General features: G+C 65.6%; 26 protein-coding genes. 6 read left to right on the top strand and 20 right to left on the bottom strand.

Translation table 11 applies throughout. The features are described from left to right. Nucleotides 1-118: 118 nt before the first annotated feature. The 18 genes from C0617_RS11715 to C0617_RS11630 form a co-directional block, all read right to left on the bottom strand. Nucleotides 119-874: an outer membrane lipoprotein carrier protein LolA gene (locus C0617_RS11715; RefSeq protein ID WP_291317214.1), complete on the bottom strand. Its 756-nt coding sequence runs from the start codon at nt 872-874 to the stop codon at nt 119-121. A 16-nt stretch (nt 875-890) separates the two neighbouring features. After that, nucleotides 891-1,382 carry a chemotaxis protein CheD gene (locus tag C0617_RS11710; RefSeq protein WP_291317213.1) on the bottom strand — a complete coding sequence of 164 codons (492 nt, stop codon included), beginning with the start codon at nt 1,380-1,382 and terminating at the stop codon, nt 891-893. After that, entirely contained in the window at nt 1,379-1,999 is a 621-nt protein-coding gene (locus tag C0617_RS11705) for a chemotaxis protein CheC (protein ID WP_291317212.1), read from the bottom strand. The genes C0617_RS11710 and C0617_RS11705 overlap by 4 nt, the downstream gene beginning before the upstream one ends. 19 nt (nt 2,000-2,018) lie before the next feature. Further along, nucleotides 2,019-3,884, bottom strand: a complete 1,866-nt coding sequence (locus C0617_RS11700) for a chemotaxis protein CheA (RefSeq protein ID WP_291317211.1) — start codon at nt 3,882-3,884, stop codon at nt 2,019-2,021. Between the two features lie 84 nt (nt 3,885-3,968). Continuing rightward, nucleotides 3,969-4,337 carry a response regulator gene (locus tag C0617_RS11695; RefSeq protein WP_291317210.1) on the bottom strand — a complete coding sequence of 123 codons (369 nt, stop codon included), beginning with the start codon at nt 4,335-4,337 and terminating at the stop codon, nt 3,969-3,971. A 20-nt stretch (nt 4,338-4,357) separates the two neighbouring features. Further along, nucleotides 4,358-4,774, bottom strand: a complete 417-nt coding sequence (locus tag C0617_RS11690; RefSeq protein WP_291317209.1) for a chemotaxis protein CheW — start codon at nt 4,772-4,774, stop codon at nt 4,358-4,360. Next, nucleotides 4,771-6,048 (bottom strand): HAMP domain-containing methyl-accepting chemotaxis protein, encoded by a 1,278-nt coding sequence (locus C0617_RS11685; protein WP_291317208.1) that lies wholly within the window; start codon nt 6,046-6,048, stop codon nt 4,771-4,773. Before C0617_RS11685 ends, C0617_RS11690 begins: the two co-directional genes overlap by 4 nt. A 68-nt stretch (nt 6,049-6,116) precedes the next feature. After that, nucleotides 6,117-6,980 (bottom strand): protein-glutamate O-methyltransferase CheR, encoded by an 864-nt coding sequence (locus C0617_RS11680; RefSeq protein ID WP_291317207.1) that lies wholly within the window; start codon nt 6,978-6,980, stop codon nt 6,117-6,119. A 72-nt stretch (nt 6,981-7,052) separates the two neighbouring features. Continuing rightward, nucleotides 7,053-8,045, bottom strand: a complete 993-nt coding sequence (gene thiL, locus C0617_RS11675) for a thiamine-phosphate kinase (RefSeq protein WP_291317206.1) — start codon at nt 8,043-8,045, stop codon at nt 7,053-7,055. Next, complete coding sequence (gene lon / locus C0617_RS11670; protein ID WP_291317205.1) at nt 8,042-10,390, bottom strand: endopeptidase La; 2,349 nt, start codon at nt 10,388-10,390, stop codon at nt 8,042-8,044. Before lon ends, thiL begins: the two co-directional genes overlap by 4 nt. A gap of 93 nt (nt 10,391-10,483) precedes the next feature. Beyond that, nucleotides 10,484-11,254 (bottom strand): NRDE family protein, encoded by a 771-nt coding sequence (locus C0617_RS11665; RefSeq protein ID WP_291317204.1) that lies wholly within the window; start codon nt 11,252-11,254, stop codon nt 10,484-10,486. Nucleotides 11,255-11,390: 136 nt separating this feature from the next. Beyond that, nucleotides 11,391-12,980 (bottom strand): phosphoenolpyruvate carboxykinase (ATP), encoded by a 1,590-nt coding sequence (gene pckA / locus C0617_RS11660; protein ID WP_291317203.1) that lies wholly within the window; start codon nt 12,978-12,980, stop codon nt 11,391-11,393. A gap of 311 nt (nt 12,981-13,291) precedes the next feature. Continuing rightward, nucleotides 13,292-13,699 carry a cytochrome c gene (locus C0617_RS11655; protein ID WP_291317202.1) on the bottom strand — a complete coding sequence of 136 codons (408 nt, stop codon included), beginning with the start codon at nt 13,697-13,699 and terminating at the stop codon, nt 13,292-13,294. A 4-nt stretch (nt 13,700-13,703) separates the two neighbouring features. Then, complete coding sequence (locus tag C0617_RS11650; RefSeq protein ID WP_291317201.1) at nt 13,704-13,868, bottom strand: hypothetical protein; 165 nt, start codon at nt 13,866-13,868, stop codon at nt 13,704-13,706. Continuing rightward, a complete protein-coding gene (locus tag C0617_RS11645) occupies nt 13,869-14,234 on the bottom strand; it encodes a hydrogenase maturation protease (protein ID WP_291317200.1) in 366 nt (121 codons plus the stop codon). Continuing rightward, nucleotides 14,231-14,884: a Ni/Fe-hydrogenase, b-type cytochrome subunit gene (gene cybH, locus C0617_RS11640; protein WP_291317199.1), complete on the bottom strand. Its 654-nt coding sequence runs from the start codon at nt 14,882-14,884 to the stop codon at nt 14,231-14,233. Before cybH ends, C0617_RS11645 begins: the two co-directional genes overlap by 4 nt. Before the next feature lie 16 nt (nt 14,885-14,900). Beyond that, nucleotides 14,901-16,613: a nickel-dependent hydrogenase large subunit gene (locus tag C0617_RS11635; protein WP_291317198.1), complete on the bottom strand. Its 1,713-nt coding sequence runs from the start codon at nt 16,611-16,613 to the stop codon at nt 14,901-14,903. 3 nt (nt 16,614-16,616) lie between these two features. Continuing rightward, on the bottom strand, nt 16,617-17,735 hold the full coding sequence (locus C0617_RS11630) for a hydrogenase small subunit (RefSeq protein ID WP_291317197.1): 1,119 nt from the start codon (nt 17,733-17,735) through the stop codon (nt 16,617-16,619). A 289-nt stretch (nt 17,736-18,024) separates the two neighbouring features. Here C0617_RS11630 and C0617_RS11625 point away from each other — a divergent pair, with 289 nt between their 5' ends. The 6 genes from C0617_RS11625 to C0617_RS11600 all read left to right on the top strand — a co-directional run bounded on the left by C0617_RS11625 (nt 18,025) and on the right by C0617_RS11600 (nt 22,977). Further along, the gene (locus tag C0617_RS11625; protein ID WP_291317196.1) at nt 18,025-18,696 is read left to right on the top strand and encodes a cyclase family protein; all 672 of its coding nucleotides are present in this window, start codon (nt 18,025-18,027) and stop codon (nt 18,694-18,696) included. 21 nt (nt 18,697-18,717) lie between these two features. Beyond that, nucleotides 18,718-19,410, top strand: coding sequence for a TVP38/TMEM64 family protein (locus C0617_RS11620; RefSeq protein ID WP_291317195.1), 693 nt, complete (start codon nt 18,718-18,720; stop codon nt 19,408-19,410). Between the two features lie 73 nt (nt 19,411-19,483). Beyond that, nucleotides 19,484-19,999: a BCAM0308 family protein gene (locus C0617_RS11615; RefSeq protein WP_291317194.1), complete on the top strand. Its 516-nt coding sequence runs from the start codon at nt 19,484-19,486 to the stop codon at nt 19,997-19,999. 48 nt (nt 20,000-20,047) lie between these two features. After that, entirely contained in the window at nt 20,048-20,464 is a 417-nt protein-coding gene (locus C0617_RS11610; RefSeq protein ID WP_291317193.1) for an archease, read from the top strand. A 67-nt stretch (nt 20,465-20,531) separates the two neighbouring features. Continuing rightward, complete coding sequence (locus C0617_RS11605; RefSeq protein ID WP_291317192.1) at nt 20,532-21,974, top strand: RtcB family protein; 1,443 nt, start codon at nt 20,532-20,534, stop codon at nt 21,972-21,974. Nucleotides 21,975-22,080: 106 nt separating this feature from the next. Then, nucleotides 22,081-22,977, top strand: a complete 897-nt coding sequence (locus C0617_RS11600) for a complex I NDUFA9 subunit family protein (protein WP_291317191.1) — start codon at nt 22,081-22,083, stop codon at nt 22,975-22,977. Here the strand turns inward: C0617_RS11600 and C0617_RS11595 are convergent. Both C0617_RS11595 and C0617_RS11590 read right to left on the bottom strand, forming a co-directional pair. After that, complete coding sequence (locus C0617_RS11595; protein WP_291317190.1) at nt 22,974-23,597, bottom strand: V-type ATP synthase subunit D; 624 nt, start codon at nt 23,595-23,597, stop codon at nt 22,974-22,976. The genes C0617_RS11600 and C0617_RS11595 overlap by 4 nt on opposite strands. Beyond that, on the bottom strand, nt 23,594-24,919 hold the full coding sequence (locus C0617_RS11590) for a V-type ATP synthase subunit B (protein ID WP_291317189.1): 1,326 nt from the start codon (nt 24,917-24,919) through the stop codon (nt 23,594-23,596). The genes C0617_RS11595 and C0617_RS11590 overlap by 4 nt, the downstream gene beginning before the upstream one ends. Nucleotides 24,920-24,921: the final 2 nt, after the last annotated feature.

Raw genomic sequence — 24,921 nt, 5'->3', positions numbered from 1 at the left:
GGTTGGCGTCTTTGTTCCGGAGGTCGCTCCGAAGAAAGGCGTTCCGAACGCGAACGGGTCCCGTCAAAAAAGAAACTTTATCACGGTAAGGTCCCGAAAGGGAAGGGGAAACCCGCCTTTACTGCATGAGGTCGGCCGGATTGAAGATCTCCACCCCCTCGGGGACCTCGAAGCGGAACCGGCTGTCGGGCAGCCCCTGGTTGGTCCGCCCCCGGGCGAACTCGATGGTGGTGCGATTGCCGCCCGGATCGAAAAGGGTCGCCGAGAGAATGGGGAAATCCGCATTTTTCGGGGAAGCGACGGCCCCCCGATCCACCACGAACATCAGGCTCTGGATAAAGGTCGAGGAAGCACGGGGTTTGAGCTCGAGAACGAAATTGCCGGCCGCATCCCGGTCGGGAACGGCCCAGGCGATGTGAAAATCCCGCTCCAGGTTGCCCAGTCCGGTCAGGAAAATGAGGGGATCGTCGGGCCGGGTCGGGGCCGCCAGGTCGATCTCAGAGCGAAGCACCTGCCGGTTTTCGGGGAGATAAACCCACATGGTGCGCCCGTCCGAGACGATCTGCTGGACCGCCGGCTGCTCGTACTCCCAGCGAAAAAGGGTCCTCGGCAGACCGTCCGTGCCGGTGCGGTCGAATTTGACCGCGACCCGCCCCCGGCCTTCCTGAAGGCGGTCGAGGGAGACGAGGTAAGCCTTCTGGAAGAAATCGGCCTCGAAGTCGGCAATCGCACTCTGCGCGGCAGCCCCTTCCCGAAAGGGGCTCTCCAGGGCGCTGACCACGGCCTCGAGACGAGGTTCAGCTGCCGCACCGGACCGGCCGGGCAGCGCCAGGGCCGAAACAATCAGAATCAGAACAAGCGCCGATGCGCGCATGGCGACTCCCGAAGCCCTAGAGGGGAAGCAATGCATGTTCCCCCCTCATCGAGCGCACCCGGACTTCTCCGCTGCCCAGGTCGAACTCCACGGTCCGTCCGTGGCGACCGCCGACGTCCTCGGCGAGCAGGGGAATGCCCAGCTCCCGGAGGGTTTCCCTGGCGGCGCGCACGTTGCGCTCGCCGATGGTCTCCTTGGCCGCGCCGTGCAGGGGCTCGAACATGTTGGCCCCGCCGACGATCCTGGCCTGCAGGCGTTCCCGCTCGGCCCCCATGACCAGAAGCTCCTCGAGCATGAGCCGCAGGGCGGCATCGACGAACTTGGTCATTCGGGTCTGCTCCATCCCCGGGCGCGGCCGGGGCAGCAGGGTGTGGGCCAGCCCGCCCACCCTGACCCGGGCATCATAGAGGACGATTCCAAGGCACGACCCGAGGCCGTAGGTCACCAGCACAGCGGGGCCTTCGGCCACCCGGTACTCGGAGATTCCCACCCGCACCTTGGAGGTCATAGATCGCCTCCCACGGCATTGATCAGGATGTGGAGCGTTTCCGGATCGGGAAGGAGAAGGAAGTGCCCCTTGACCCCGAGGTCGTCGGCACCCTCGCCGCTGAATTCGGTCTCCACCATGAGGGCCATGTCCCCGGCCATGCTCAACTCGATGAGGACGTTGTCCACGATGGCCCCCGCCATGTCGTAGGCGAGCAGGGGAATGGACGGGATGAGGGTCATGTGGAGCAGGCTGCCGAGGGCGCTGAGGTAAGCCGAAGCCAGGATATTCCCCACCTCCTTGAGGGTCGAGGCGTTGATCTCGTTCATTACCAACTCCTCGCCCTCCTGCTTGATGAGGCGCGAGAGGAGCTGGAGGGCGCTCTTCTGGGGAAAGACCAGCAGGATGTTTCCCCGGGCGTCGCCGAGGACCTGCAGGGTGACCCCGGCCACGACCCTTTCCGCCCCCCCCAGCTGTTCGGGAACCCGGGCGATGTCGACTACGGTGATCTTCGGCACCCGCAGATAAACGGTGGAGCCGATGAGCTGGGAGAGAGCCGTTGCGGCGTGCCCCATCCCGATGTTGCTGATCTCCTTGAGGGCGTCGAGCTGCCCTTCGGTCAGGCGATTGAATGACATAGGATCTTTCTCCTGGCTTTCAGGCGGCGACCTTGCGAGGCCGGGTCTCCAAAAGGGACCGGGGGTCGATAATAAAGACGACGCTTCCGTCGCCCAGGATGGTGGTTCCGGAGACCCCTCCGTGCCGGTCAAGGGGAGGGGCAAGGTTCTTGACGAAGACCTCGCGCACCCCGGCGAGGCGATCGACTGTCAGGGCGACCCGGCGCCCCCGGATTTCCGTCAGGACGAGGGGAAGGTTGCCCCGGGAGGGACGCGCCGGCAGGCCCAGAATCTTGCGCAGGGAAAGGAGCGGAACAAGGGCCTCGTCCAGGGAAACGGCCATGCCGCGGCCGGAACGCTTCACCTGACCGGGCGCCGCCTCCAGGGTGCTGATCACCTTGGTTGTGGGAATGCCGAGAAGGTGGCCGGCGCATTCGACCAGCAGGACCTGGACAATGGCCACCGACAGGGGAAACCTGAGTCGCAGTCGGGTGCCGCGCCCCGGTTGGGAGGCGATGTCGAAGGAGCCTCCGAGGCTCTCCACGGCAGACTTGACCACGTCCATACCGACACCGCGGCCGGAGGTCTGGCTGACCTCGACAGCAGTCGAGAAACCGGGCAGGCAGACCAGGCGCAGCGACGCCCGATCGGAAAGGGCGTCGGCCTGGGCCGCAGAGACCAGACCCTTTTCCAGCGCCTTGGCGCGGATAACCGCCGGGTCCATGCCCCGCCCGTTGTCCACAACCTCCAGCAGGGCCATGTCCTTCTCCCGCCGGGCCCTGACCAGAACGTCCCCGCTGCGCTCGATGCCGTGGTCCACCGCATTGCGCACCATGTGAACCAGGGGATCGGCCAGTGCCTCAAGGATGGCCCGGTCCAGCTCGACAGCTTCCCCTTCGATGCGCAGACGCACCTTCTTTCCGGTCTTGCGGCCGAGGTCCCGAACCAGGCGGGGCAGCCGCCCGGTGATGCTCTCCAGGGGCATCATGCGCACCCGCAGCACATGGTGATGAAGATTGCTGACCAGGCGGGCGAGCTGGGCGACCCCCTCGCGGACCTCCGGCCAGCTTTCATGAGCGGCGGCCGCCTGCAGAGTATAGCGGCTGGTGATCAGCTCACCGGTGAGGTTGACGAATCGATCCAGAAGGGCAGTACGCACCCGGACCGAGGGACTCAGGTCCTCCTTGCGCCGCTGGGGAGCGGGGGGCGCCTTCGGGGCCAGGGTGGCCACGGCGACCCGGGCCACATCAGGCATCGACGCCAGGGCCTTTTCTACCCGTACGCCTTCGACGCCTGCGGCCAAGCGCGCCACCAGGGTCCGGGAGGACTTCCCGGCGCTCAACTGCTCGGCGCTGGGGCGACAGGCTACGACCCGTCCCAACCCCTCGAGTTCCCGAAGGATCAGCAGGGAGCGGGCAGCGGGGGCCAGGGCGTCGGCGGCCAGTTCCACCCGCACATCCAGGCCGGCCCCGCGAGTGGACTCAGGAGAGGCGGCGGCCCGGGTCGCGCTCGCCCGCGGAGGGGGAGCTGGAGCGGCCGCCTCGACAGGAGCCTCTGCCGAGAGGTAGGCCTCCACGGAGCGTTCTTCCCGGTCGGCCTGCACATCCTCGAGCAGGCCTTCCAGCAGGTCGGAGCCCTCAAGCAGGCGGTCGATCGCCTCGGCAGGAACGACGCCCGACTTGCGGAAGCCGTCCATGAGATCTTCCATGCTGTGCGCCACGGCGGCACTCTTCTCGAAGCCCATAGAGGCCGCCATCCCCTTGATGGAATGGGCCTCGCGAAACAGGGCGTCGATACCTTCGCGGTCCCCCGGGTCCTTCTCTAGGGTCAGCAGAAGGTCTCCCATGTTCTGGAGATGTTCCTTGGCCTCGGCCAGGTACATCTCGCGGTATTTGGACATGTCCATGGGGATGCCTATCTTGCGTGTAAACGGCCTGTCCGAAACAGGGGAGATCCTGCCGCGGAGCGGCGGGCGAAAACGGCCGCCGGCCTAATTTTGCGCGACGACACGCTCCACCACGTCGAGCACCCGCTTTTCCTGAAAGGGCTTGACGATGAATTCCTTGGCCCCGGCCTGCACCGCCTCGACCACCAGGGACTCCTGGCCGAGGGCACTGCACATGACCACGCAAGCCTCGGGGTTCTCCTTGGTGATCTCCTGAAGAGCCTCGATACCGCTCTTGATGGGCATGACGATGTCCATGGTGACAAGGGCGGGCCGGAGTTCCCGGTACCTCTCCACCGCTTCCACGCCGTTGGAAGCCTCGCCGACCACCTCATAGCCGGCGCGAACGAAAATGTCCTTCAGCATGTTGCGCATGAAAAGGGCATCGTCAACAATCAAAATCCGAATCCCCATCTTTACCTCCCGTAATTCATTCAAGCCTGTTCCAGGCCAGCAATCAGCTTGGCCGGGTCGAGCAGGTTGATGGGCTGCTCTTCCCGAACGAATACCGCACGGATAAACATTCCCTCCGACCGTTCCTCGGAGGCCGGCTGAAGAGCCTCGGCATCGAGGGGCACGATCCTCTGCACCGCCTCCACGGCGAGGGCCAGAGCGCCCAGCTGGAGAGAGAGGACAATGACCCTGTGGTCCCTGCCCTGCCCCGGCCGGGCCAGCCAGACCCCCAGGTCGAGAACCGGCACGACGTTGCCGTGGAAATTGATCGCCCCGGAGTAGTGGCCTGCGGCCCGGGGGATGTAGTATAGGGGAGGGGCCTCGACGAGTTCCTGGATGTCGGTGACCTCCAGGCCGTAGAGGGCACCCCCCTGGCGAAAGACCAGAACCTGGTTCATGCCTCGCTCTTCTCGCCACCGAGTTGGAATTTGCTGACCACGTTCAGCAGGTCCTCCGCCAAAGCCGAGAGGTCCCCGGCCGACTGGGCCATCTCCTCCATGGAGGCCGACTGCTGCTCGGTGGCCGCGGAGACCTGCTGGGTGGCGGCGGCGTTGTCCGTGACCACCCGCGAGATCTCCTCGATGGCGGCCACCATATTCCGGGCCCCCTCGGTCTGCGTGTCCGAAAGCTCGGCTATGCTGGTGGCCTTGGTCCGGGTGAGATTGGCGTTCTGAATAATCTCTTCGAATGCGCTCCCGGTGGTGTCGACGGCCTCCCGTCCGGAACCGATCTCCTGAATGCTCTCCTGAATCGAGACCTGGACCTGCTGGCTCTCCTCGCGAATCGACTCCACCAGATCTGTGATCTCCCCGGCCGACTCACCGGCCGAGTCTGCGAGCTTGCTGATCTCCTCGGCCACCACGGCGAAGCCGCGTCCGTACTCGCCGGCCCGGGCCGCCTCGATGGTGGCGTTCATGGCCAGGAGGTTCGTCTTCTGGGCAATGCCGGTGATGACGTCGACAATCTTGCCGATTTTTTGTACCTGACCCCCGAAAGAAGCCATCTGCTTTCCGTTCCTCTCCACCCCGTCGAGGACCTGGTTCATTTTCTTCATGGTGGCCCCGGCCATCTCCCCGCCGTGCTGGGCGACCCGGGCGGTATCGCTCGCAGAAGCGGCGAGCTTGTGGGCCGAGGCGGCGATGAGATCGATCGAGACGGCCATCTCCTTGATGAACTGGGAGGACTTCTCCACCATCTCGGCCTGGGTCTCCGCCCCCTCGCTGATCTGCTCGACGGTCTTGGTCACATCCTGGGTGGAAGCGCTCATCTGCTGGGAGGTGGCGGAAAGCCCCTGGGACGACTCGGCGACCTTCACCGAAGAGGAGCGGATGTAGCCGACCAGCTCCCGCAGGCTGTCCACCACCCGGTTCAGGGAGCCGGCCAGATCGGCCGTCTCGTCCACGAGCAGGCTCTCGCGCAGACGGACGTTGCGGGTCAGGTCGCCGTGGCTGAGCCGCTCGGCGGCCTCGGTGAGGATCCTGATATTGGCGGTAAAGGCCTTGGAGAAGACCCAGCCGAGTACCAGGCCCACGAGAATCGCGCAGGCCACCGTGAAGAGCTGCTGCCAGTCGGCAGGAATCCCCAGATAGGGGACCAGGACATTGACCAGCACGATCGAGCCCACCACGATGATGAAGCCCATAATGAATTTGTAACTGATTTCCACACGCATCGACCCGCTCCTTGAAAAAGTCAGACCTGCCAGGCTTCAAATGCAGCGACCGGCCCCCGCTCCGGGACTCAGCAGCGCCGGTAGATCCTCTCCGCAGGACTCTCGACGAGAAACCTCTGACGGGCCTCCCCCAGCAGAGTCTCGGCCTTGCCGAGGACCAGGTAGCCGCCGCTGGGCAGGGCATCGCCAAGACGGCACAATATCCTCTCCTGCGCCTCCCGGGAGAAGTAGATGAGCACGTTGCGGCACAACACGAGCTCGGCCCCGGGGTAGGCTTCCGAACTCAACAGGTCGTGAGACCGGAACGCCACCTTGGCGCGGATCTCCTCTGCCAGCCGGTAGCTGCTGCCGCGGGGAACGAAATAGCGCTCTTTGAGCGCCGGCGGCACCTCGCCCAGCCGCCCTGAATCGAATACCCCCTCCCGGGCCCGCTCCAAGATCGCCGCGCTGACATCCGTGGCCAGAATGGAGACATCGGCCTCCGGGCGGGACAGTCCCTCGAGCAGCAGGGCCAGGGAATAGGGCTCCTCCCCGCTGGAACAACCGACACTCCAGAGGCGCAAGGCGGCCTGCCCCAGTCGCCGGGACCGGTCGAAAAGCTCGGGCAGAACCCTCGTCTCAAGCGCGGCGAAGGTCGAAGGGTTCCGGAAAAAGTGGGAGACGTGCACGGTCAGCGCCCCCAGCAGGGCATCCAGCTCCGCTTCGTCCTTTACCAGCAGTTCCAGGTAGGGGCCGGCCTGGTGAAACCCCCGGGCCCGCACCCGCTTTGCGACCCGGCGCTTGACGCCCCGGTCCTTGTACTGGGACAGGTCAAACCCCCTGCGGGCCACGAGCAGGTCGCGCAGCGCGGCGAACTGCTCCTCGGGGAAGCAGCTGCCCACGAATGGGACCGGTCTCACATCGCCGTGCTGTTCCTGCGCCACTGCAGTCATGTCCCGTCCCTTCAGCAAACATCGACCCAACGGCCCCGGAGAATCTTGTCGCGGACCGGAAGGGCCGCTCCCCTACTTCCGGCCAAAGTGGTTGAAGCCGCCGCGCGTCGGCCGCCGAACCGCTCCCTGGCGATCCTGGACGGTCAGCCCGTCATTAGCCAGCCCCACGCTCCCCACCCGGGTCAGGGGCAGGCCCGCCTCCCGGGCCAGTCCTGAGATCCCCGCCTCCCGGTCCGGGGGAACGGTGAACAACAGTTCGTAGTCCTCCCCGCCGGCCAGGGCCAGCTCCAGAAGGGCCGGATCCCTTTCGCTGGCGCGGCGGAAGGGCTCGGAGAGGGGCAGGGCCGCCTCGTCCACCCGGGCCCCGACCTTGGAGGCCTCCAGGATGTGCCCCAGATCGGCGAGCAGCCCGTCGGACAGGTCGATCATCGCCGTGGGCAGGCCGGCCCGCGCCAGGGCCCGGCCCAGACCGACCCGCGCCTCGGGATCGTGGTGGCGTCGGGCCAGGTGGGGATCGGGGGAGCACTCGTCCTGCAGCAGGCGCAGGGCCAGGGCGCTGTCCCCCAGGGTTCCCGAAACGTAGACGGCATCCCCGGGCCGGGCGCCCTCCCGGCCGACCAGCTCCCCTTCGGGAACCGATCCCTCCGCAGTGACGGAGATCAACAGCGGCCCCGGCGACCGGCAGGTGTCGCCTCCCGCGAGGCAGGCGCCGTACCGGGCGGCACTCTCCAGAAATCCCGCCATGAAGGCGTCCAGCTCCTCCACCTCCATCTCCCGGGGAATCCCCAGGCCGAGAAAGAGATGCCGCGGGGTGCCGCCCATGGCGGCGACGTCGCTCACGTTCACCGCCACGCTCTTGCGCCCGAGCAACCGCAGGTCGGTCCACTGACGGCGGAAGTGAACCTCCTCGATAAGCATGTCGGTGGTCGTCAGGAGCAACTCCCCCGGCGGAAGCTCGAGGGCCGCGCAGTCGTCACCGATGCCGCAGCGCACCCCGCTGCCGGCCGGGACCGAATCCCGCAGCCGCTCGATAAAGCAGAACTCTCCCAGGTCGGAGAGCTTCATTCCACGCCTTCGAGGGCCGCGCAGAGCACCTCCTCCATGCTTTTCGCCACCACGAAGCGCAGCTTCTTGCGCAGGTGCGCCGGAATCTCCTCCAAGTCCTTGGCGTTGCGGTGGGGAACGATGATCGTATTTATATGGGCCCGCAGCGCCGCCAAGGTCTTCTCCTTGAGCCCCCCCACCGGCAGCACCTTGCCGCGCAGGGTGATCTCGCCGGTCATGGCCACGTCCTTACTGACCCGGCGGCCGGAAAGGGCCGAGATAAGGGCTACCGCCATGGTGACCCCGGCGCTCGGGCCGTCCTTGGGGATGGCCCCCGCAGGAACGTGGATGTGGACGTCCCGTTCTTCGAAAAAGCCGGGGTCGATCCCGAGTTCTCCGGCATGGGCCCGGGCGTAGGAGAGGGCGGCCTGAGCGCTCTCCTTCATGACCTCCCCCAGGTGCCCGGTAAGGGTCAGGTCCCCCTTGCCCTTCATGGTATTGACCTCGACGTAGAGGACCTCGCCACCCACCTCGGTCCAGGCCAGGCCGGTGGCGACCCCCACCTCGCTCTCCAGGCGTTCCTCCTCGGGCAGGTAACGCACGGGTCCAAGGAAGCGCTCCACCGCGGCCTCGGTGACCAGCACCGGCCGTTTCTTGCCCTCGCCGAAGCGCCGGGCCACCTTGCGGCAAATGCTGCCGATCTCCCGCTCCAGGTTGCGCAAGCCGGCCTCGGCGGTGTAGCCGGCAACCAGCTTGAGAAGGGCGGTTCCGGAGAAGCGCACCTGTCCCTCCTTGAGACCGTTTTCCTGAATCTGCCGCGGAACCAGAAAGCGCCGGGCGATGTGCAGCTTCTCCTCGGCGGTGTAGCCCGAGAGCCGGATGACCTCGAGGCGGTCCTTGAGGGCCGAGGGGACCGGATCCATGATGTTGGCGGTGGCGATGAACAGAACCCGGGAGAGGTCGAAGGGGAGGTTGATGTAGTGGTCGGAGAAAGCGTGGTTCTGCTCGGGGTCGAGCAGCTCCAGCAGCGCCGCCGAGGGGTCGCCGCGGAAATCGGCCCCGACCTTGTCCAGCTCGTCGAGCATGAAGACCGGGTTGTTGGTGCCGGCTTGTTTCATGCCCTGAAGGATGCGCCCGGGCAGGGCGCCCACGTAGGTGCGGCGGTGCCCCCGGATCTCCGCCTCGTCGCGCACCCCGCCGAGGGAAATGCGCACGAACTTGCGCCCCAGGGCCCGGGCGATCGACTTGCCCAGGCTCGTCTTGCCCACCCCGGGCGGGCCGACGAAGCAGAGCACCGGCCCCTTCGGCTCCCGTTTCAGCTTGCGCACGGCGAGAAATTCCAGAATCCGGTCCTTGACCTTCTCCAGGTTGTAATGGTCCTCGTCGAGAACGGCCTTGGCCTTTTTCAGGTCGAGATTGTCGCGGGTTACCCGGCCCCAGGGCAGATCCACCAGCCAGTCCAGGTAGGTGCGCAGCATGGAATACTCGGCCGCCTCGTGGTGCATGCTCTCGAGGCGCCGCAGCTGCTTCTCGGCATCGGCCAGGGCCTCCTCCGGAAGCCTGGCGTCCTTGAGTTTGAGGCGCAGCTCGGCCACGTCCTCGGCCCGCGGATCGCTCTCTCCCAACTCGGCCTGAATGGCTCGCAGCTGCTCGCGCAGGAAATACTCGCGCTGGGTCTTGCCCATCTCCTCCTGGGCCTGGGTCTGGATGCGGCTCTGAACCGCTGTCAGTTCAAGCTCCTTGGCCAGCATGTCCTTGACCCGCCGCAGGCGCTCCACGGGGTCAAAAAGTTCGAGCATTTCCTGGGCGTCGGCGACCTTGAGACCGATGTTGCTCGCAACAAGGTCCGCCAGGCCGCCCGGTTCCTCGATATTCTCCACCACGACCATGACCTCGGGGGAGATCGCCTTGCCCATATTGACCAGCTGAGCGAGCTGGTCGTGCACGGTGCGCATGAGAGCCTCGGTCTCCAGGGGCAGCTCGGCCTGACCGGGCTCGTCAAGGCGCTCGACCCGGACATGGAAGAAGGGCTCCCGGGAGAGAAATTCGGCAAGGCGCGCCTTGCCGAGTCCCTGGACCAGAACCTTCAGCCGGCCGTCGGGGAGCTTGAGCATGCGCATGATCATGGCCACGGTGCCGACCCGATAGATGTCCTCGGGTTCCGGCTCTTCCTCGGCCAGCTCCTTCTGGGAAGCCAGGAAGATAAGACGGTCACGGGACAGGGCCGCATCGACCGCCGCGACCGATTTTTCGCGCCCCACAAAGAGGGGGAGGATCATGTAGGGGAATATGACAACGTCCCGAACGGGAAGGAGAGGGATCTCCTCGGGGATGTGCGGCTCTCTCTTCTCGATAGATTGGTCCAAGCCTGGCTCCGAAAGCTGAGGTGAACCTGCCGACTAGCTTCGTTGCCAAAAATACATAAATATCAAATAAATGTCCAGCGGGTTGTGGCCGCGCTAATCATTGCAAGCGATTTGAAACGTAAAACGTTCCTCCCGCCACGAGCCGTGGTTTTTCGCGTAGCTCCTCTCGGTGAATTCCACCCGGCCTTCCCGGCCGACCAGCAACACGGAGCTGGAGCGGGTGCCGTAATCGGGGCCGGCGATGAACCGGGAGGAGAGAATGCGCTCCCACTCCGGGCCGAACCCCGTATCGGGCAGCTCGGCATCGGCGACCCGGGTGGTGTCGGCGAGCAGGGCGAAGAGGGCCTCCGGGTCCGGTGTCCCGTCCAGAGCAGCGGCCAGGGCGACCTTGCCCCCCGCCACCTTGGGCCAGGGGGTGTCGAGCAGATGATTGCTCAGTCCGTAAAGCCCCGGCGGAAGGCGGCGGACGCGCCCCTGGCGGTTGGAATAGTACCAGAGCCCCTCACCATCGCCGGCCAGCAGGTTGAACCCCTTGTATTCAGCACCGCGGCGGGCCACCCGCCGCAGGTAGTCCCCGGGCGGCTCTTCCCCCAGAAGGTAGTCGCTCACCAGCAGGCCGCGGGACGTGCCGCCCTCCTGAAGCTCGCCCCGGTCCCGGAAATTGGTCACCGCCGCCAGCCGTCCGCAGCGGGTGATGCCGAACCAACTCCCGCCGCCCTGCAGGTCCCGCCCCGAAAGAACCCCCGGCGCCTCTTCCCAGAAGGCGGCCGGGGCGGTGGGCCGGGCGAAGAACTCGTCGCGGTTGGCCGCCATGACAAGGCGATTATCGGGATGCTGGTTGTAGGAAAAGAGGATAAGGCACATGTTGCGAAGATCTCCACGGAGCGCTTGCCCTGCTGCTTCCCACCCTCTCAGATCAGGAAGGGAATTTCAACCCAAAGAAAAAGGGGCGGCCCCGGCGGGGCTGCCCCTTTTCAGTCATCACTTTTAAAAACAGACCCTACATCCGCGGCCCGGCCTGAGTGAAGTCGAAGTCGTCGCCGTCCTGGATGTACTTCTTGAAGTTCTCGATGAACATCCCGGCAAGCTTGTTGGCGGTCGCGTCGAAGTCCTCTTTGTCGGTCCAGGCGTTGCGCGGGTTGAGCAGGGCGCTGTCGACACCGGGCAGCTCCTTCGGGATGTTCAAGCGGAACCAGCGGGTCTGGTCAAACTCGGCGTTCTCGATGCTGCCGTCGAGGATGGCGTTGACGCAGGCCCGGGTCGCCTTGATGCTCATCCGCTTGCCGACGCCGTAGCCGCCGCCGGCCCAGCCGGTGTTGACCAGGTAGGCGTTGACCCCGTGCTTCTCCATCTTCTCGCCGAGGAGCTTGGCGTAGGCGGTGGGGTGCAGGGGGAGGAAGGCCTCGCCGAAGCAGGCGGAGAAGGTCGCCGAAGGCTCGGTGACACCGCGCTCGGTCCCGGCGACCTTGGCGGTGTAGCCGGAGAGGAAGTAGTACATTGCCTGCTCGCGGGTCAGCTTGCTGACCGGGGGCAACACACCGAAGGCGTCGCAGGTGAGGAAGATGATGTTCTTCGGATGATCCGCCTTCAGGGACGGCTCGTGGTTCTCGATGTGCTCGATGGGATAGGAGACGCGGGTGTTCTCGGTCTTGGAATCGTCGTCAAAGTCGATGATTCCCTTGTCGCAGGCGACGACGTTCTCGAGCAGCGCGTCGCGCTGGATCGCCTGGTAGATCTCCGGCTCGCTCTCCTGGCTCAGGTTGATGGTCTTGGCGTAGCAGCCCCCCTCGAAGTTGAAGATGCCGTCGTCGTCCCAGCCGTGCTCGTCGTCGCCGATGAGTTTGCGGGAGGCGTCGGTGGAGAGGGTCGTCTTGCCGGTACCGGAAAGGCCGAAGAAGAGGCATACGTCTCCGGCGGCGCCGACGTTGGCCGAGCAGTGCATGGAGAGGATCCCCTGCAGCGGCAGCCAGTAGTTCATCATGGTGAAGATGCCCTTCTTCATCTCCCCGCCGTACCAGGTGCCGCCGATGATCGCCACGTTCTTCTCGATGTTGAAAATGACGAAAACCTCGGAGTTGAGACCGTGGCGCTCCCAGTCCTTGTTGCTCAGGTTGCTGGCGTTGTAGACGGTGAAGCCGGGGGCGAACCCCTCCAGGTCCTGCTCGCCGGGGCGAATGAACATGTTCTTGACGAAGTGGGACTGCCAGCCGAACTCGGTGACGAAACGCACCGACTTGCGGGTCTTCTCATTGGAACCGCAGAAGCCATCGGTGACATAGAGGTCCTTGCCCGAGAGGTAGTCGGTCACCTCGGCGTAGAGCTCGTCGAAGACCTCGGGAGCCACAGCCTTGTTGATCTTGCCCCAGGCGATGTTCTCGAAGGAGGGCAACTGGTGGACGAAGTACTTGTCTTTGGGGGAGCGACCGGTGAACTTGCCGGTGTCGACCATCATGGTGCCGTTGTCCGACACCTGGCCCTCGCTGTTTTTGGTCTCATGCTCGAAAAGCTCATCGTAACTCAGGTTGTGATAGAGCTTGCCGACACTTTTCAGGCCGAGCATTGCCGCATCCAGTTCCACCGTTTTCGACATGTCCTTCTCCTTCCGTGCTGTCGAATCCTGCATTATTGCGCCCCGTGCCGCCGGGAAAGACGCCCTCCGCAGGGATCCTCCCGACCGTTTCATTGGCGCTTCATAAAACCGCCCGCTTCCGCGGATTCTTCCAGGAAACGGCCAAACCCGATCCCACATGTTTCCCGTTTTCCCATATTTAGAAAAAAGGGACGCCGTTTCATCCAGCGCCCCTTGTAACAAATTTATCCAAAATAAAAAATGAAAAAGTGTGAATAAAAACACCCCTCCATTCGGAAGGGGTTTTTTTACTGTTAAATTTCCATTTTCGCCTAAGACTCTCCTCCGCTTCGCCCGAGCAGATAGGCGACGATCTGCCAAATCTGCTCCTCGGAAAAGTGGGGCCCCCAGGCGGGCATCACCGATCCGCGGGAGCGGTAAGGCTCGGCGGTCTTGCCGACCTCGATGCGCCAGAACAGATAGGCGGGATCGAGGCGACGATAACGACTTTCCCGGAAAGAGGAGGCGGGGGGCAGGAAGAAATCGGCGCGGGAGCTGCGCCCCTCTGCGGGGCTGCCATGACAGACGGCGCAGTGGCGGGCAAAGAGCCCCGCCCCGGCGGCCCGGCTGCCCGGATCGGTCAGGAGAGCTGCGGGAGGCTCCCGGCGGGGGAAGGAGGGGGAGTCGCTGCAGGCGGAAAGGAAGAAGAGCATGCCGGCGGCCAGAAGGGCAAGGCGCATGGTCTCACCCGGCGAAGAAAGGGAAGCGCACCGATCGGTCCCGGGAAGAGCGCCGCCCGGTGGCCGGACGCGGCGCCAAGCCCCACCCGGCCACTTCCCCGAGAATCCCTTCGAGCAGGGAATCGAGGGCTGCGGCCACGGGCGGGGTCAGCTTCAGACCGACCTCCACTTAGCGTGGCTGGACCCCCCAGACCACCAGCTCCCCGGGCAGGTGCCCGCGCAGCTCGGCCAGAGCAAGCAGATCCTGAGCCCCCATCTGGTGCACCGACAACTTGCTGGCCAGGGCCCGCGGCACCTCCTCCCCGGCCAACCGGAAGACCGCCCCCGGCTTGGCCCCCATCTGCAGAGCATCGACCAGCAGCAGCCGGTCCACCCCCTCCAGGAGGGGCAGCAGATCGAGTCCGAGGGTTCCGCCGTCCACGACTCTCACCCCGGCAGGAAAGCGGTACCGGCTTTGCAGTTCTTCGACCGCCAGCACCCCGAGGGCGTCATCGGTCATCAGGGCATTACCGAGGCCGAGTATCAGCGCCCTCACGAGAGGTCCTCCGGCTCGATGTACTTGTAACCGCCGAAAATGCTGCTCATGGTGCCGTTCATCTCCTTCACGTCCATCAGCCAGGCGCTGTAGACGTGGTTAATGGCGAAACCTGTCAGCAGCCACATCACCAGATGATGGACCAGACGCAGGTTCTGGGAATCGAAGCTGACCAGCAGCCACCCGAGCGTGCCGTCCCAGAATCCGCCCGGGGCGAACTGGCCGTAGAGGGCGAAGCCGGTCACGATCTGGACCACGAAGAGGGTGAAGACCGCGGCGTAGGCCAGCACTGCAAGGGGGTTATGGCCGACCTCGTAGGGGATGGTCCGGCCGGTGAAGGTGTAGTAACGGAAGAATTTCAAGGCCCTGCCCCGTCCCTCCCTGGTGAACCAGGAGGTGTACATCCTCCAGGAAGAGTCGTGGTTTCCGGCGAAGAACCAGTAGTACCTGACCAGCACCGAGACGAGGAAGAGGTAGGCGAAAGTGAAGTGGACAAAGCGGACCCAGCCCATGACGAAGGCCGCCGAGCCGGCACCGCCAATAAAGGGATGTCCGATGTAGAAGCCTGTGAGGGACAGCACCACCACGCACAGAGCGTTGACCCAGTGGGTCAGGCGGACCGGAAGTTCCCAGACATAGCGTATTTCCATGGCGTCCCTCCTTGCTCTAAAGAGCCCGAACCCGGACGATTTCCGAGCCGGTCCCGTCCAGGACGTGGACCGCGCAGGCCAGGCAGGGGTCGAAGGAATGGATCGTGCGCAGGATTTCCACCGGCTTTTCCGGGTCGGCCACAGGGGTGCCGACCAGGGCGGCCTCGTAAGGGCCCATCTGCCCCAGGGCGTCGCGCGGACCGGCGTTCCAGGTGGAGGGGACCACGGCCTGATAGTTGGCGATGGCCCCATTTTCGATGCGGACCCAATGGCCGAGGGCCCCGCGGGGGGCCTCGTGAAAACCGAAGCCCTGGGCCTCGGCAGGCCATGTGGAAGGATCCCACCGGTCGCCGTTGTGCACTTCGAGAATGCCCCGGCCCATGTTGTCCGCCAGTCCGTTGAGCCACTCTTCTGCCTTGCCCGAAAGGAGCAGGGTCTCGATGCCCCGGGCGGCGGTGCGGCCGAGGGTGGAGAAGAGGGCCTCGGGGCCGACCCCCAGCTTGCCGAGGACGAAATTGACCGTCTGCTGGACCTCGGGATGCCCCTTGGCGTAGGCGATGACCATGCGCGCCAGGGGACCGACCTCCATCGGTTGGTCCAGGTAGCGGGGCGATTTGACCCAGGAGTACTTCTGGTCGGTATCGAGATGCTCGTAGGGTGGTTTTGGGCCGGTGTACTTGGGGCTGGTCTCTCCGTCGAAGGGATGCAACCCCTTGTCGTCCCCCTGGTCGTAGGTGTACCACGAGTGGGTCACGTATTCGGTGATCTTGGCCGGGTCCATCTCCATGACGTTGGCCAGGTCCTTGCCCATGACCACCCCGCGGGGGAAGTAGAGGTTCTCCGAAGCGCCGCCATTGTCCATGGGGAAGTCGCCGTAGGCGAGGAAGTTGCCGACCCCGCCGCCGATGCCGGCCCACTCCTTGTAAAAGGAGGCCACCGCCAGCAGGTCGGGGATGTAGACCTGCTCGACGAACCTGTGGGCCTTGCGCAGCAGTTTGCGGATCAGGGCGAGCTTGTCGGCGTTGAGGGCGTTCTGGCTGTCGGGATCGACGGGGATCGCCATCCCCCCGACGAGGAAGGTCTGGGGATGGGGGTTCTTGGCGCCGAGGATGGCGTGGACCTTGATCACGTCCTTCTGCCATTCGAGGGCCTCGAGGTAGTGGGCCACCGCCATCAGGTTGGCCTCGGGCGGCAGCTTGTAGGCGCTGTGCCCCCAGTAGGCGTTCTGAAAGGGGCCGAGGCGGCCGGTGCCGACAAAGGCGCCGATCCTCTCCTGGACCGTCTTGAAATAGGCGGCGCTCGACTTGGGCCAGTCCGACAGGGACTGGGCCAGCTTGGCGGTGGCGGCCGGGTCGGCCTTGAGAGCCCCGGTGATGTCCACCCAGTCGAGAGCGTGCAGGTGGTAGAAGTGGATGACGTGGTCCTGTACGTTCTGGCTGGCCATGATCAGGTTGCGGATCAGGCGGGCGTTGTCGGGAATCTGGATCTTGAGGGCGTCCTCGACGCAACGGATGCTCGCCATGGAGTGGACCGTCGTGCAGACCCCGCAGAAACGCTGGGTGAAGTGGTGAGCGTCGCGCGGGTCGCGCCCCTTGAGGATGGTTTCGATGCCGCGGAAGGCGGTGGAGGAGCTCCAGGCCGCGGCGATCTTGCCCCCCTCTATCTGGGCCTCGATGCGCAGGTGGCCCTCAATACGGGTAATCGGATCGACAACAATCTTCTTGGCCATGGGCTAGTCCTCCTTGATCACTTTATCAGCTTCGACCTTATCCCCCTTGCGGAAGGCGCTCGCCACCCCGTGGGCCCCGAAGGCCAGGGCGGTGGCCGCCGCCAGGCCGAGGCCGATCTTGTCGGCGGTGGCCTCGACGCCGAAACCGGGCACATTGGGAAGGCGCCGGTAGAAGGGACTCATGGTGTCCCAGAAGCCGGGCTCCGAGCAGCCGATGCAGCCGTGGCCGGCCATGACCGGCCAGCTCTGCCCCTCGTTGTAACGCACCGACGGGCAGTTGTGGAAGGTCTCGGGACCCTTGCAGCCGAGCTTGTACAGGCAGTAGCCCTTGCGGTGCCCCTCGTCGCCGAAACCCTCGGCGTACTGGCCGGCGTCGAAGTGGATGCGCCGCTCGCAGTTGTCGTGGATGCGCTTGCCGTAGGCGAAGAGAGGGCGGCCCAGGCGGTCGGTGGCGGGGAGCCTGCCGAAGGTGAGGAAGTGGACGATGACCGCCGTCAGGTTCTGGGCGTTGACCGGGCAGCCCGGCATGTTGAGCACCGTCGCCCCGGGCACCGCCTCGGCGATGGAGACCGCCCCGGTGGGATTGGGCGCCGCGGCCGGCACCCCCCCGAAGGAGGCACAGCTGCCCACGGCGATCGTGGCGGCGGCGTTGCCGCACACCTTGCGCGCGACCTCGAGGGCGCTCTCGCCGGCGATGGTGCAATAGGCCCCTCCCTCGCCGGTCGGCACCGAACCGTCCACCAGGACCAGGTACTGCCCCTTGTACTTCTCCACCGCCCGGTTCTTGGCTTCTTCGGCCTGGTGGCCGGCGGCGGCCATCACTGTCTCGATGTATTCCACCGAGAGGTGGTCGAGGATCAGCTCGGCCGCGGTCGGCTGGTTGCCCCGCAGCAGGGCTTCGGTGTCCCCGGTGCAGGCCTGGAACTCGAGCCAGATGACCGGTATCCGCGTGTCCTCGAGGGCCTGGGCGATGCGGGGCACGAAGGTCGCCGGCAGGGCCAGGGTAGCGGTCATCGCGCTGCAGAACTTGAGAAAATCCCGACGACTGACCCCTTTGGCCTCCCAGCTCTCCAGGATTCCTTCAGGCACCGAAGCCTGATCGGACGGGTGGTGGTCCTTCATAGATCTGACCTCCTTTCCGCAAGGCAGAATGACAAACAAACGGTATTATGTTTTTATTTTAAGGCCGAAAAGGAAGAACTTGGCCATATCCCAAGAAAATAATAACATTGTTTTATTATTTTGACGCCCCTCTGTCAAGAAATCCACCTGTGGTTTCGTATACTTTGGGAAGAGGGGTTTTACGGATCCCTTCCGCATGTGCTATTCATTATAGGTTCCAAACCGGCTTAAGCAAGCGACCGGGGACAAATTCCGCCTCCGCCGCCACCCCGAAAAGGACAACCGCGCCATGCCCCTGCACGACATCAGCGTCCCCCTCTCCCCCGCCCTCCCCCGCTATCCGGGGGATCCCCCCTTCGAAAGGATGGAGGAAACGGTCCCGGGTACGCCAGAGAGTTTCCGCCTCAGCCGGCTGCGCCTGGGTAGCCACGCCGGCACCCACCTCGACGCCCCCGCCCACCTGCTGGGGGAGGAGGGAACCGTCGGAGACATTCCCCTGGAGACCCTCGTCGGGCCGTGCATGGTGGTGGACCTGGCCCACCGCCGGGGGGACATCAGGGGAGAAGAACTGAGAAAACTCAAGCTGAAGGGCCAGGGCCGCCTCCTGCTGCGCACCCGCAACTCCCTGCTCTGGTCCCGGTCCGACTTCAGCGAGGACTACGACGGCCTGACCCCGGACGGGGCCGCCTACCTGGTAGAGATCGGGGTCCGGTTGGTGGGCATCGACTACCTCTCGATCGAGCCCTTCCGCTCCACCGGGGCGGTGCACCGGACCCTCCTGGAGGCCGGCGTGACCGTGCTCGAGGGGCTCAACCTGTCCGGGGTGAAACGGGGCCCTTACGAGCTGATCTGCCTGCCGCTGCGTCTCGACGGCGCCGAGGGCGCTCCCTGCCGGGCCGTTCTGCGCGCCCCCGAAGCGCCGCCCACTCGCGAAGAGCACCACACCCGCTGGCCGCGCTAGGAACAAAAGGAGATTTCGGGCATGAGCGAAACGTCTAGCAAGGCCGGCCTCAAGTTCGCCCTGCTGATCCTGTTTCTGGCCGCTCTGGTGGCGCTGGCCAAGTTCACCGGCGTCGGCAGCTACCTGTCCCAGGAGCAGCTCGGCCGCTTCCTGGAGCAGGCGGGCTTCTGGGCGCCGCTGATCTACATCGTGCTCTACATCGTCTTCACCGTCTTCGCCTTCCCGGGGGTGGTCCTCACCATCGCCGGGGCCCTGGCCTTCGGCGCCCTGCCCGCCACCCTCTACATCGTCGCCGGCGCCACGATCGGCGCCTGCGGCTGTTTTCTCATGGCCCGCACCCTGGGCCGGGACTTCGTGGCCCGCTTCCTGCGGGGGGGCAAACTCAAGGATTTCGACGAGAGCATCGAAAAGCACGGTCTCAAGATCCTCTTCATCATGCGCCTGATCCCCCTCTTCCCCTTCAACGGCATCAACTTCGGAGCGGGCCTCTCCAAGGTCAGCTTCCGGTACTACTTCATCTCCACCGCCCTCGGGATCATTCCGGGCACCTTTGCCTACTGCTACCTCACCGAAGCGACTCAGAAGGCCGCGGGGGGGGGATGGCGGGCCTTCCTCACCCCCGACTTCCTTCTGCCCCTCGGGCTTTTCCTGGTCATGGTGGTCGTACTGCCCCTGGTCTACAAAAAGATGCGCAAAGGCAAGGAAGGGCCCTGAAAAACACACCCCCGACAATGGTGCTATACTGAAATCAGGGAGGCAAACCTCCAGCCAGAAAAGGGTGATAAGAATGCGAAAAGACACCAAATTTGGAATCAGCGACAAGCGCGGCCGCGCCCAGACCAGCAGCGACCCCTACCTGCCCGAGGAAGGCCTGAAAGAGACCTCCGTCTGCGGCAGCTGCCAGTCCGTCTACCGCAACAAACGCTGGTACACAGACCCGGCGGGATTCGAAGAAGCCAGGAAGAGCAAAGACGTGGGCTGGGTCACCTGCCCCGCCTGCCGCAAGGTCGCCGAGCACTATCCCGAGGGGATCGTCACCCTGCGCGGCAGCTACCTGTGGGAACATGAGGAGGAGATCCGCAACATTCTCAAGAACGAGGAGAGCAAAGCCAGGGCCAAAAACCCCCTGGAGCGGATCATCAGCGTCGACCGGCAGGGGGACGACCTTTGCATCGAGACGACCGAGCAGAAGTTGGCCGAACACCTCGGCAGGGCTCTGCACAAGGCCCACCAGGGGGATCTGCGGGTATCCTGGACCGATGAGCACTCGGTCTGCAGGGTGACGTGGGAACGAAGGGCCTAAACCGACCCCGGGGCCGATGCTGCGCCGCGGGCGTGAAGAGGGAAGTCCGTGGCGAGCTACCGGCTGCTGGAACACACTGCCGACATGGGAATCGAGGCCTCCGCCGCGACCCTTGAAGAGCTCTTTGTCGAGGCCGCCCGTGGCCTGACAGAAATCCTCTTCGGAGTCATTGAGGCTTCCCCGTTCGTGGAGGAGACGGTCACCATCGGCGGAGCGGATCGGGAGGAGTTGCTCGTCAACTGGCTCAACGAGATTCTGTTCCTCTTTGAGATCCGCAGCCTGGTGCCCCTCGATTTCCAGGTCTCGGAAGTCGGGAAGGACTTCCTGAAAGGCGTGGTTCGCGGGACGCCCTTCGACCCGAAGGAACATCTTGTGCAGAGGGAAGTCAAAGCCGCAACCTACCACCAGGTCAAGGTGGAGAAAAGGGACGATCTGTGGCGGGCCCGGGTCTACCTGGACCTGTAAAACACCACGGAGAAAGGCGACGGGCTGAAGGGGCCGGGGAGGTCTGCCCCCTGAAGCCTTTTTTGCAATGACCGTGAAAATCGAGAAAATCGACGCCTGCCGCTGGCGCATCCCCCGGGAAGGGGCGATGCGCACCGAGGGGCTGGTCTTCGCCAGCGAGGCGATGATGGCCTTCCTGCAGAAGGAGCAGGCCCTCGAGCAGGTGCGCAACGTGGCCACCCTTCCCGGCATCGTCGGCCCCTCCATCGCCATGCCCGACATTCACTGGGGCTACGGCTTCCCCATCGGCGGAGTCGCCGCCTTCGAGCCCGAAGAAGGGGTCGTTTCCCCCGGCGGGGTCGGCTACGACATCAACTGCGGGGTACGCCTGCTGCGCAGCGGCCTGGCCGCCGCAGAGGCCCGCCCCCGACTCAAGGAACTGGTCAACACCCTGTTCCGCAACGTCCCCTCCGGGGTCGGCTCACAGCGCCGCGACCTGAAGCTTTTGCATCAGGAAGAGCGCAAGGTGCTGCAGAAGGGAGCACGCTGGGCGGTGGAGCACGGCTATGGCGGCGAGGAGGATTTGCGCCACATCGAAGCGGGGGGCACCATCGCCGGGGCCGATCCGGAGTTCGTCTCCGATCGTGCCATGGAGAGGGGTCGGGCCCAGCTCGGCACCCTGGGCAGCGGGAATCACTTTCTGGAGGTTCAGGAGGTGGAGGAGATTCAGGACCGCAAGGCCGCCGACGCCCTGGGGCTCTTCCCCGGCCAGCTGACCGTGACCATCCACACCGGAAGCCGGGGGTTCGGCCACCAGGTCTGCGACGACTACATCCTGGTCATGCTCGCGGCGAGCCGCAGGTACGGCATCGACCTGCCCGACCGGCAACTGTGCTGCGCTCCCCTGAAGAGCCCCGAAGCGCTCCAGTACATGGCCGCCATGGCCTGCGCAGCCAACTTCGCCTTCGCCAACCGCCAGCTCATCACCGCCTGGGTGCGCGAGTCCTTCGAGCAGGTGCTCGGCCTGGGACCGGGCGACCTGCGCCTGTCGGTCATCTACGACGTCTGCCACAACATCGCCAAGTGGGAGACCCACACCGTCGGGGGCCGCGAGCGGCGCCTCTGCGTCCACCGCAAGGGGGCCACCCGCGCCTTCCCCCCCGGCCACCCCGAGACTCCCGAGGCGTACCGCGCGGTAGGGCAGCCGGTCCTCATCCCCGGGGACATGGGGCGCTACTCCTACGTACTGGTCGGAACCGAGGGGGGCTTCGCGGAGACCTTCGGCTCCACCTGCCACGGCGCCGGCCGGATGCTGTCGCGACACGCCGCCAAGAAACTTGCCCGCGGCCGCAACATCGAGGCCGAACTGGCGGCCCGGGGCATCCTCATCCGCGCCGCGGGCCGGGCCACCGTCGCCGAGGAGATTCCCGAGGCGTACAAGGACGTCGCCGAAGTGGTTCAGGTAGTTCAGCAGGACGGCATCGGCAAGATCGTCGCCCGCCTCCGCCCGCTGGCGGTGGTGAAGGGGTAGAGCCAGGAGCCAGAGAGGAATTGAGGCGCCGGATTTTCAGCAGTCAGGGATTCTATTCTGGATTCTGGCTCCCGGATTCTGAATTCAAATTTTTTCGGAGGTTGCCATGAAGGTTTTCGTCACCGGGGGGACCGGTTTCGTGGGGGGAGAGATCCTGCGCCAGCTGGGCGCGGCGGGGCACGAAGTGCGCTGCCTGGTGCGCCCCGGCTCCGAGAAGAAGCTTGCGACCCGCGAGGGGATCGAGACCCGACCGGGCGACGCCGCCGACCCCGCGACCCTGGCTGGGGCCCTCGAAGGGTGCGACGCGGTCATCCACCTGGTCGGCATCATCCGGGAGTTCCCGGGGCGGGGGATCACCTTTGAAAAGCTGCACGCCGAGGCGACCCGCAACGTGGTCGCGGCGGCTCAGAGCCAGGGGGTGCGACGCTACCTGCAGATGAGCGCCAACGGCTCCCGCGAAGGAGCCGCCACCGGCTATCACCGGACCAAGTGGCTGGCCGAGAAGGCTGTGCGCGCCTCCTCCCTCGACTGGACGATCTTCCGCCCGTCCCTCGTCTTCGGGGCGGGGGGCGAGTTCGTCAACACCCTCGCCGAACTGGTCCGTCGCCTGCCGGTAGTCCCGGTTTTCGGCGACGGCCGCTACCGCATGGCCCCGGTGGCGGTGGAGGACGTGGCCCGAAGCTTCGCCCTCGCCCTGGACAAGCCGGAGACCATCGGCCAGACCTACCTCTGCTGCGGCCCGCAGGACTACAGCTACGACGAGGTCCTCGACGCCATCGGCGCGGCCGTTGGCAAGAGCCGCGTGTGCAAAGTCCACCAGCCCCTGCTCCTGATGAAACCCCTCGTCGCCCTGCTCGAGGGGGTGCCCCGCTTCCCCATCACCAGCGACCAACTGACCATGCTCCTCGAGGGGAACGTCTGCGACCCTGGCCCCTGGGCCGAGACCTTCGGGCTCTCCCCGGTCTCCTTCGCCGAGGGGGTGAAGGAGATCCTCGCTGGCTAACCTCCGACCACCTTCCCCTTGAACAGTTTGAGCCGGTAGTGGGCCTCCCGCTCCCGCTCGCCGAGATACTGGGCGATACTGCGGATCTGGGCCCGCAACCGCGGCTGGATGCGCTCCTCCAGGACCCGAATGCGCCGGGTTATGCGCAGCAGTTCTGCCCCCAGGCGCTTCAGCTTCGCCTCGAAGGCGGCGATGCGCAGCATCTCCTCGACGACCGTCTCGAACAGGCCGATCGCCTCCTCCAGGTGAGGGGTGGTGACTGCGAAGTCGTACTCCCTCTGGTCCGGAGAACGGACCGGGCTCTGCTCTACGGTCACGTCGCGGTAGGCGACCCCCATGACCTTGCGGGGGACGATCTGCAGCCCCAGCTCCCGGCGGCTCAGCGGCACCAGGGAACGGACGAAATCGTCTCCCTCGTGGCCGAGGCTCAGCTGCAGCTCGGTCAGGGCCCGGCCGTAGAGGGTACGGATCTCGTCCCGGGCCCGCAGCAGGGGGAGGCTGGCGGAGAGCAGCTCGCGGATCAGCGCCTGGCGGCGCCCCTTGAGGATGGCGATGCTGTTGACCACCGAGCGGGACTTGTCCTTGAGCAGGAGCAGGTTGGTCCGGGTCGGGTGAATCATGGCTCCTCCACTCCGAAGCGCCGCAGCAACTCCAGGCCGGCGTCGAGGGTCTGGCCGATGCTGCGACGCTCCAGGCCCTGCCTGACGATCTCCTCCTCGAAGGCGTCGGCCAGGTCGAGCATCTGCTGGTCGGCCTCGATCATCCCCTCCCGACCGACGATCGCCTCCAGCTTGCGCAGTTCGCGCCCCTTGGCGTAGGTGCGGTAGAGCAGGTTGGCGATGCGCCGGTGGTCGGCCCGGGTGTGGCCCTCGCCGATGCCGTGCTGCATGAGCCGGGAGAGGCTGGGAAGGACGTCTACGGGGGGGAAGATCCCCTTCTGGTGAAGCTCCCGGGAGAGGACGACCTGCCCCTCGGTGATATAGCCGGTGAGGTCGGGGATGGGGTGGGTGATGTCGTCCTCGGGCATGGTCACCACCGGAACCATCGTCACCGACCCGGGCCGGCCCTTGATACGCCCGGCCCGCTCGTAGATGGAGGCCAGGTCCGAGTACATGTAGCCGGGGTAGCCCCGCCGCCCGGGGAGCTCTTCCCGGGCGGTGGAGACCTCGCGCAGGGCGTCGCAGTAATTGGCCATGTCGGTGACCAGCACCAGCACGTCCATCCCCCGGGAGAAGGCCAGGTCCTCGGCGACGGCCAGGCCGAGGCGCGGCGCCAGCAGCCTTTCGACCACCGGCTCGTCGGCCCGGTTGACGAAGGCCACGAAGTCGCCCTTCATCCCCTCCAGGGCCTGAAGGTAGAAGGTGAAGTCGTGGTGGGTCAGGCCGAGGGCCACGAAGACCACCACGAAGTCGCCCCCCCCGGCCAGCCGAGAGCCCTGGAGGATGGCCGCGGCCATCTCCTTGGAGGGAAGCCCGGCGCAGGAGAAGACCGGCAGTTTCTGCCCCTTGACGAGGGTGTTGAGTCCGTCGATGGTGGAAAAGCCGGTCTCGATGAACTCCTCCGGCTCGGCCCGGGCGGCGGGGTTGATGGGAGCACCGAGCAGCGGCACCCACCCCTCGGGGACGAACATGGGCAGGCCGTCGATGGGCCGAAAGGAGCCGTCGAAGACCCGTCCGATGCAGTCCGCGGAGAGCGGCGCCCTCTTCAGCGCGTCGCTGAAGACCACCGCGGAGTTCTCCACGTCAAGCCCCCGGGTCTCCCCGAAGGCCTGGATCAGCACCGTCTCTCTCTCGACCTTCAGGACCTCCCCGGCCATGCCTCTGCCGTCCGGGAAGACGATACGCACCGCCTCGCCGAGGCGGGCCCCGTGGACCCCGTCCAGAAAGAGCAGGGCCCCCCGGATGGAGGCGATGGTTGCATAGGCGTGTTCGGCAAGGCGCATCG

This window comes from Desulfuromonas sp. (assembly GCF_002868845.1).
In the GTDB taxonomy this organism is placed as follows: Bacteria; Desulfobacterota; Desulfuromonadia; order Desulfuromonadales; family BM501; genus BM501.
This window is presented reverse-complemented; position numbering and strand designations above follow the sequence as displayed.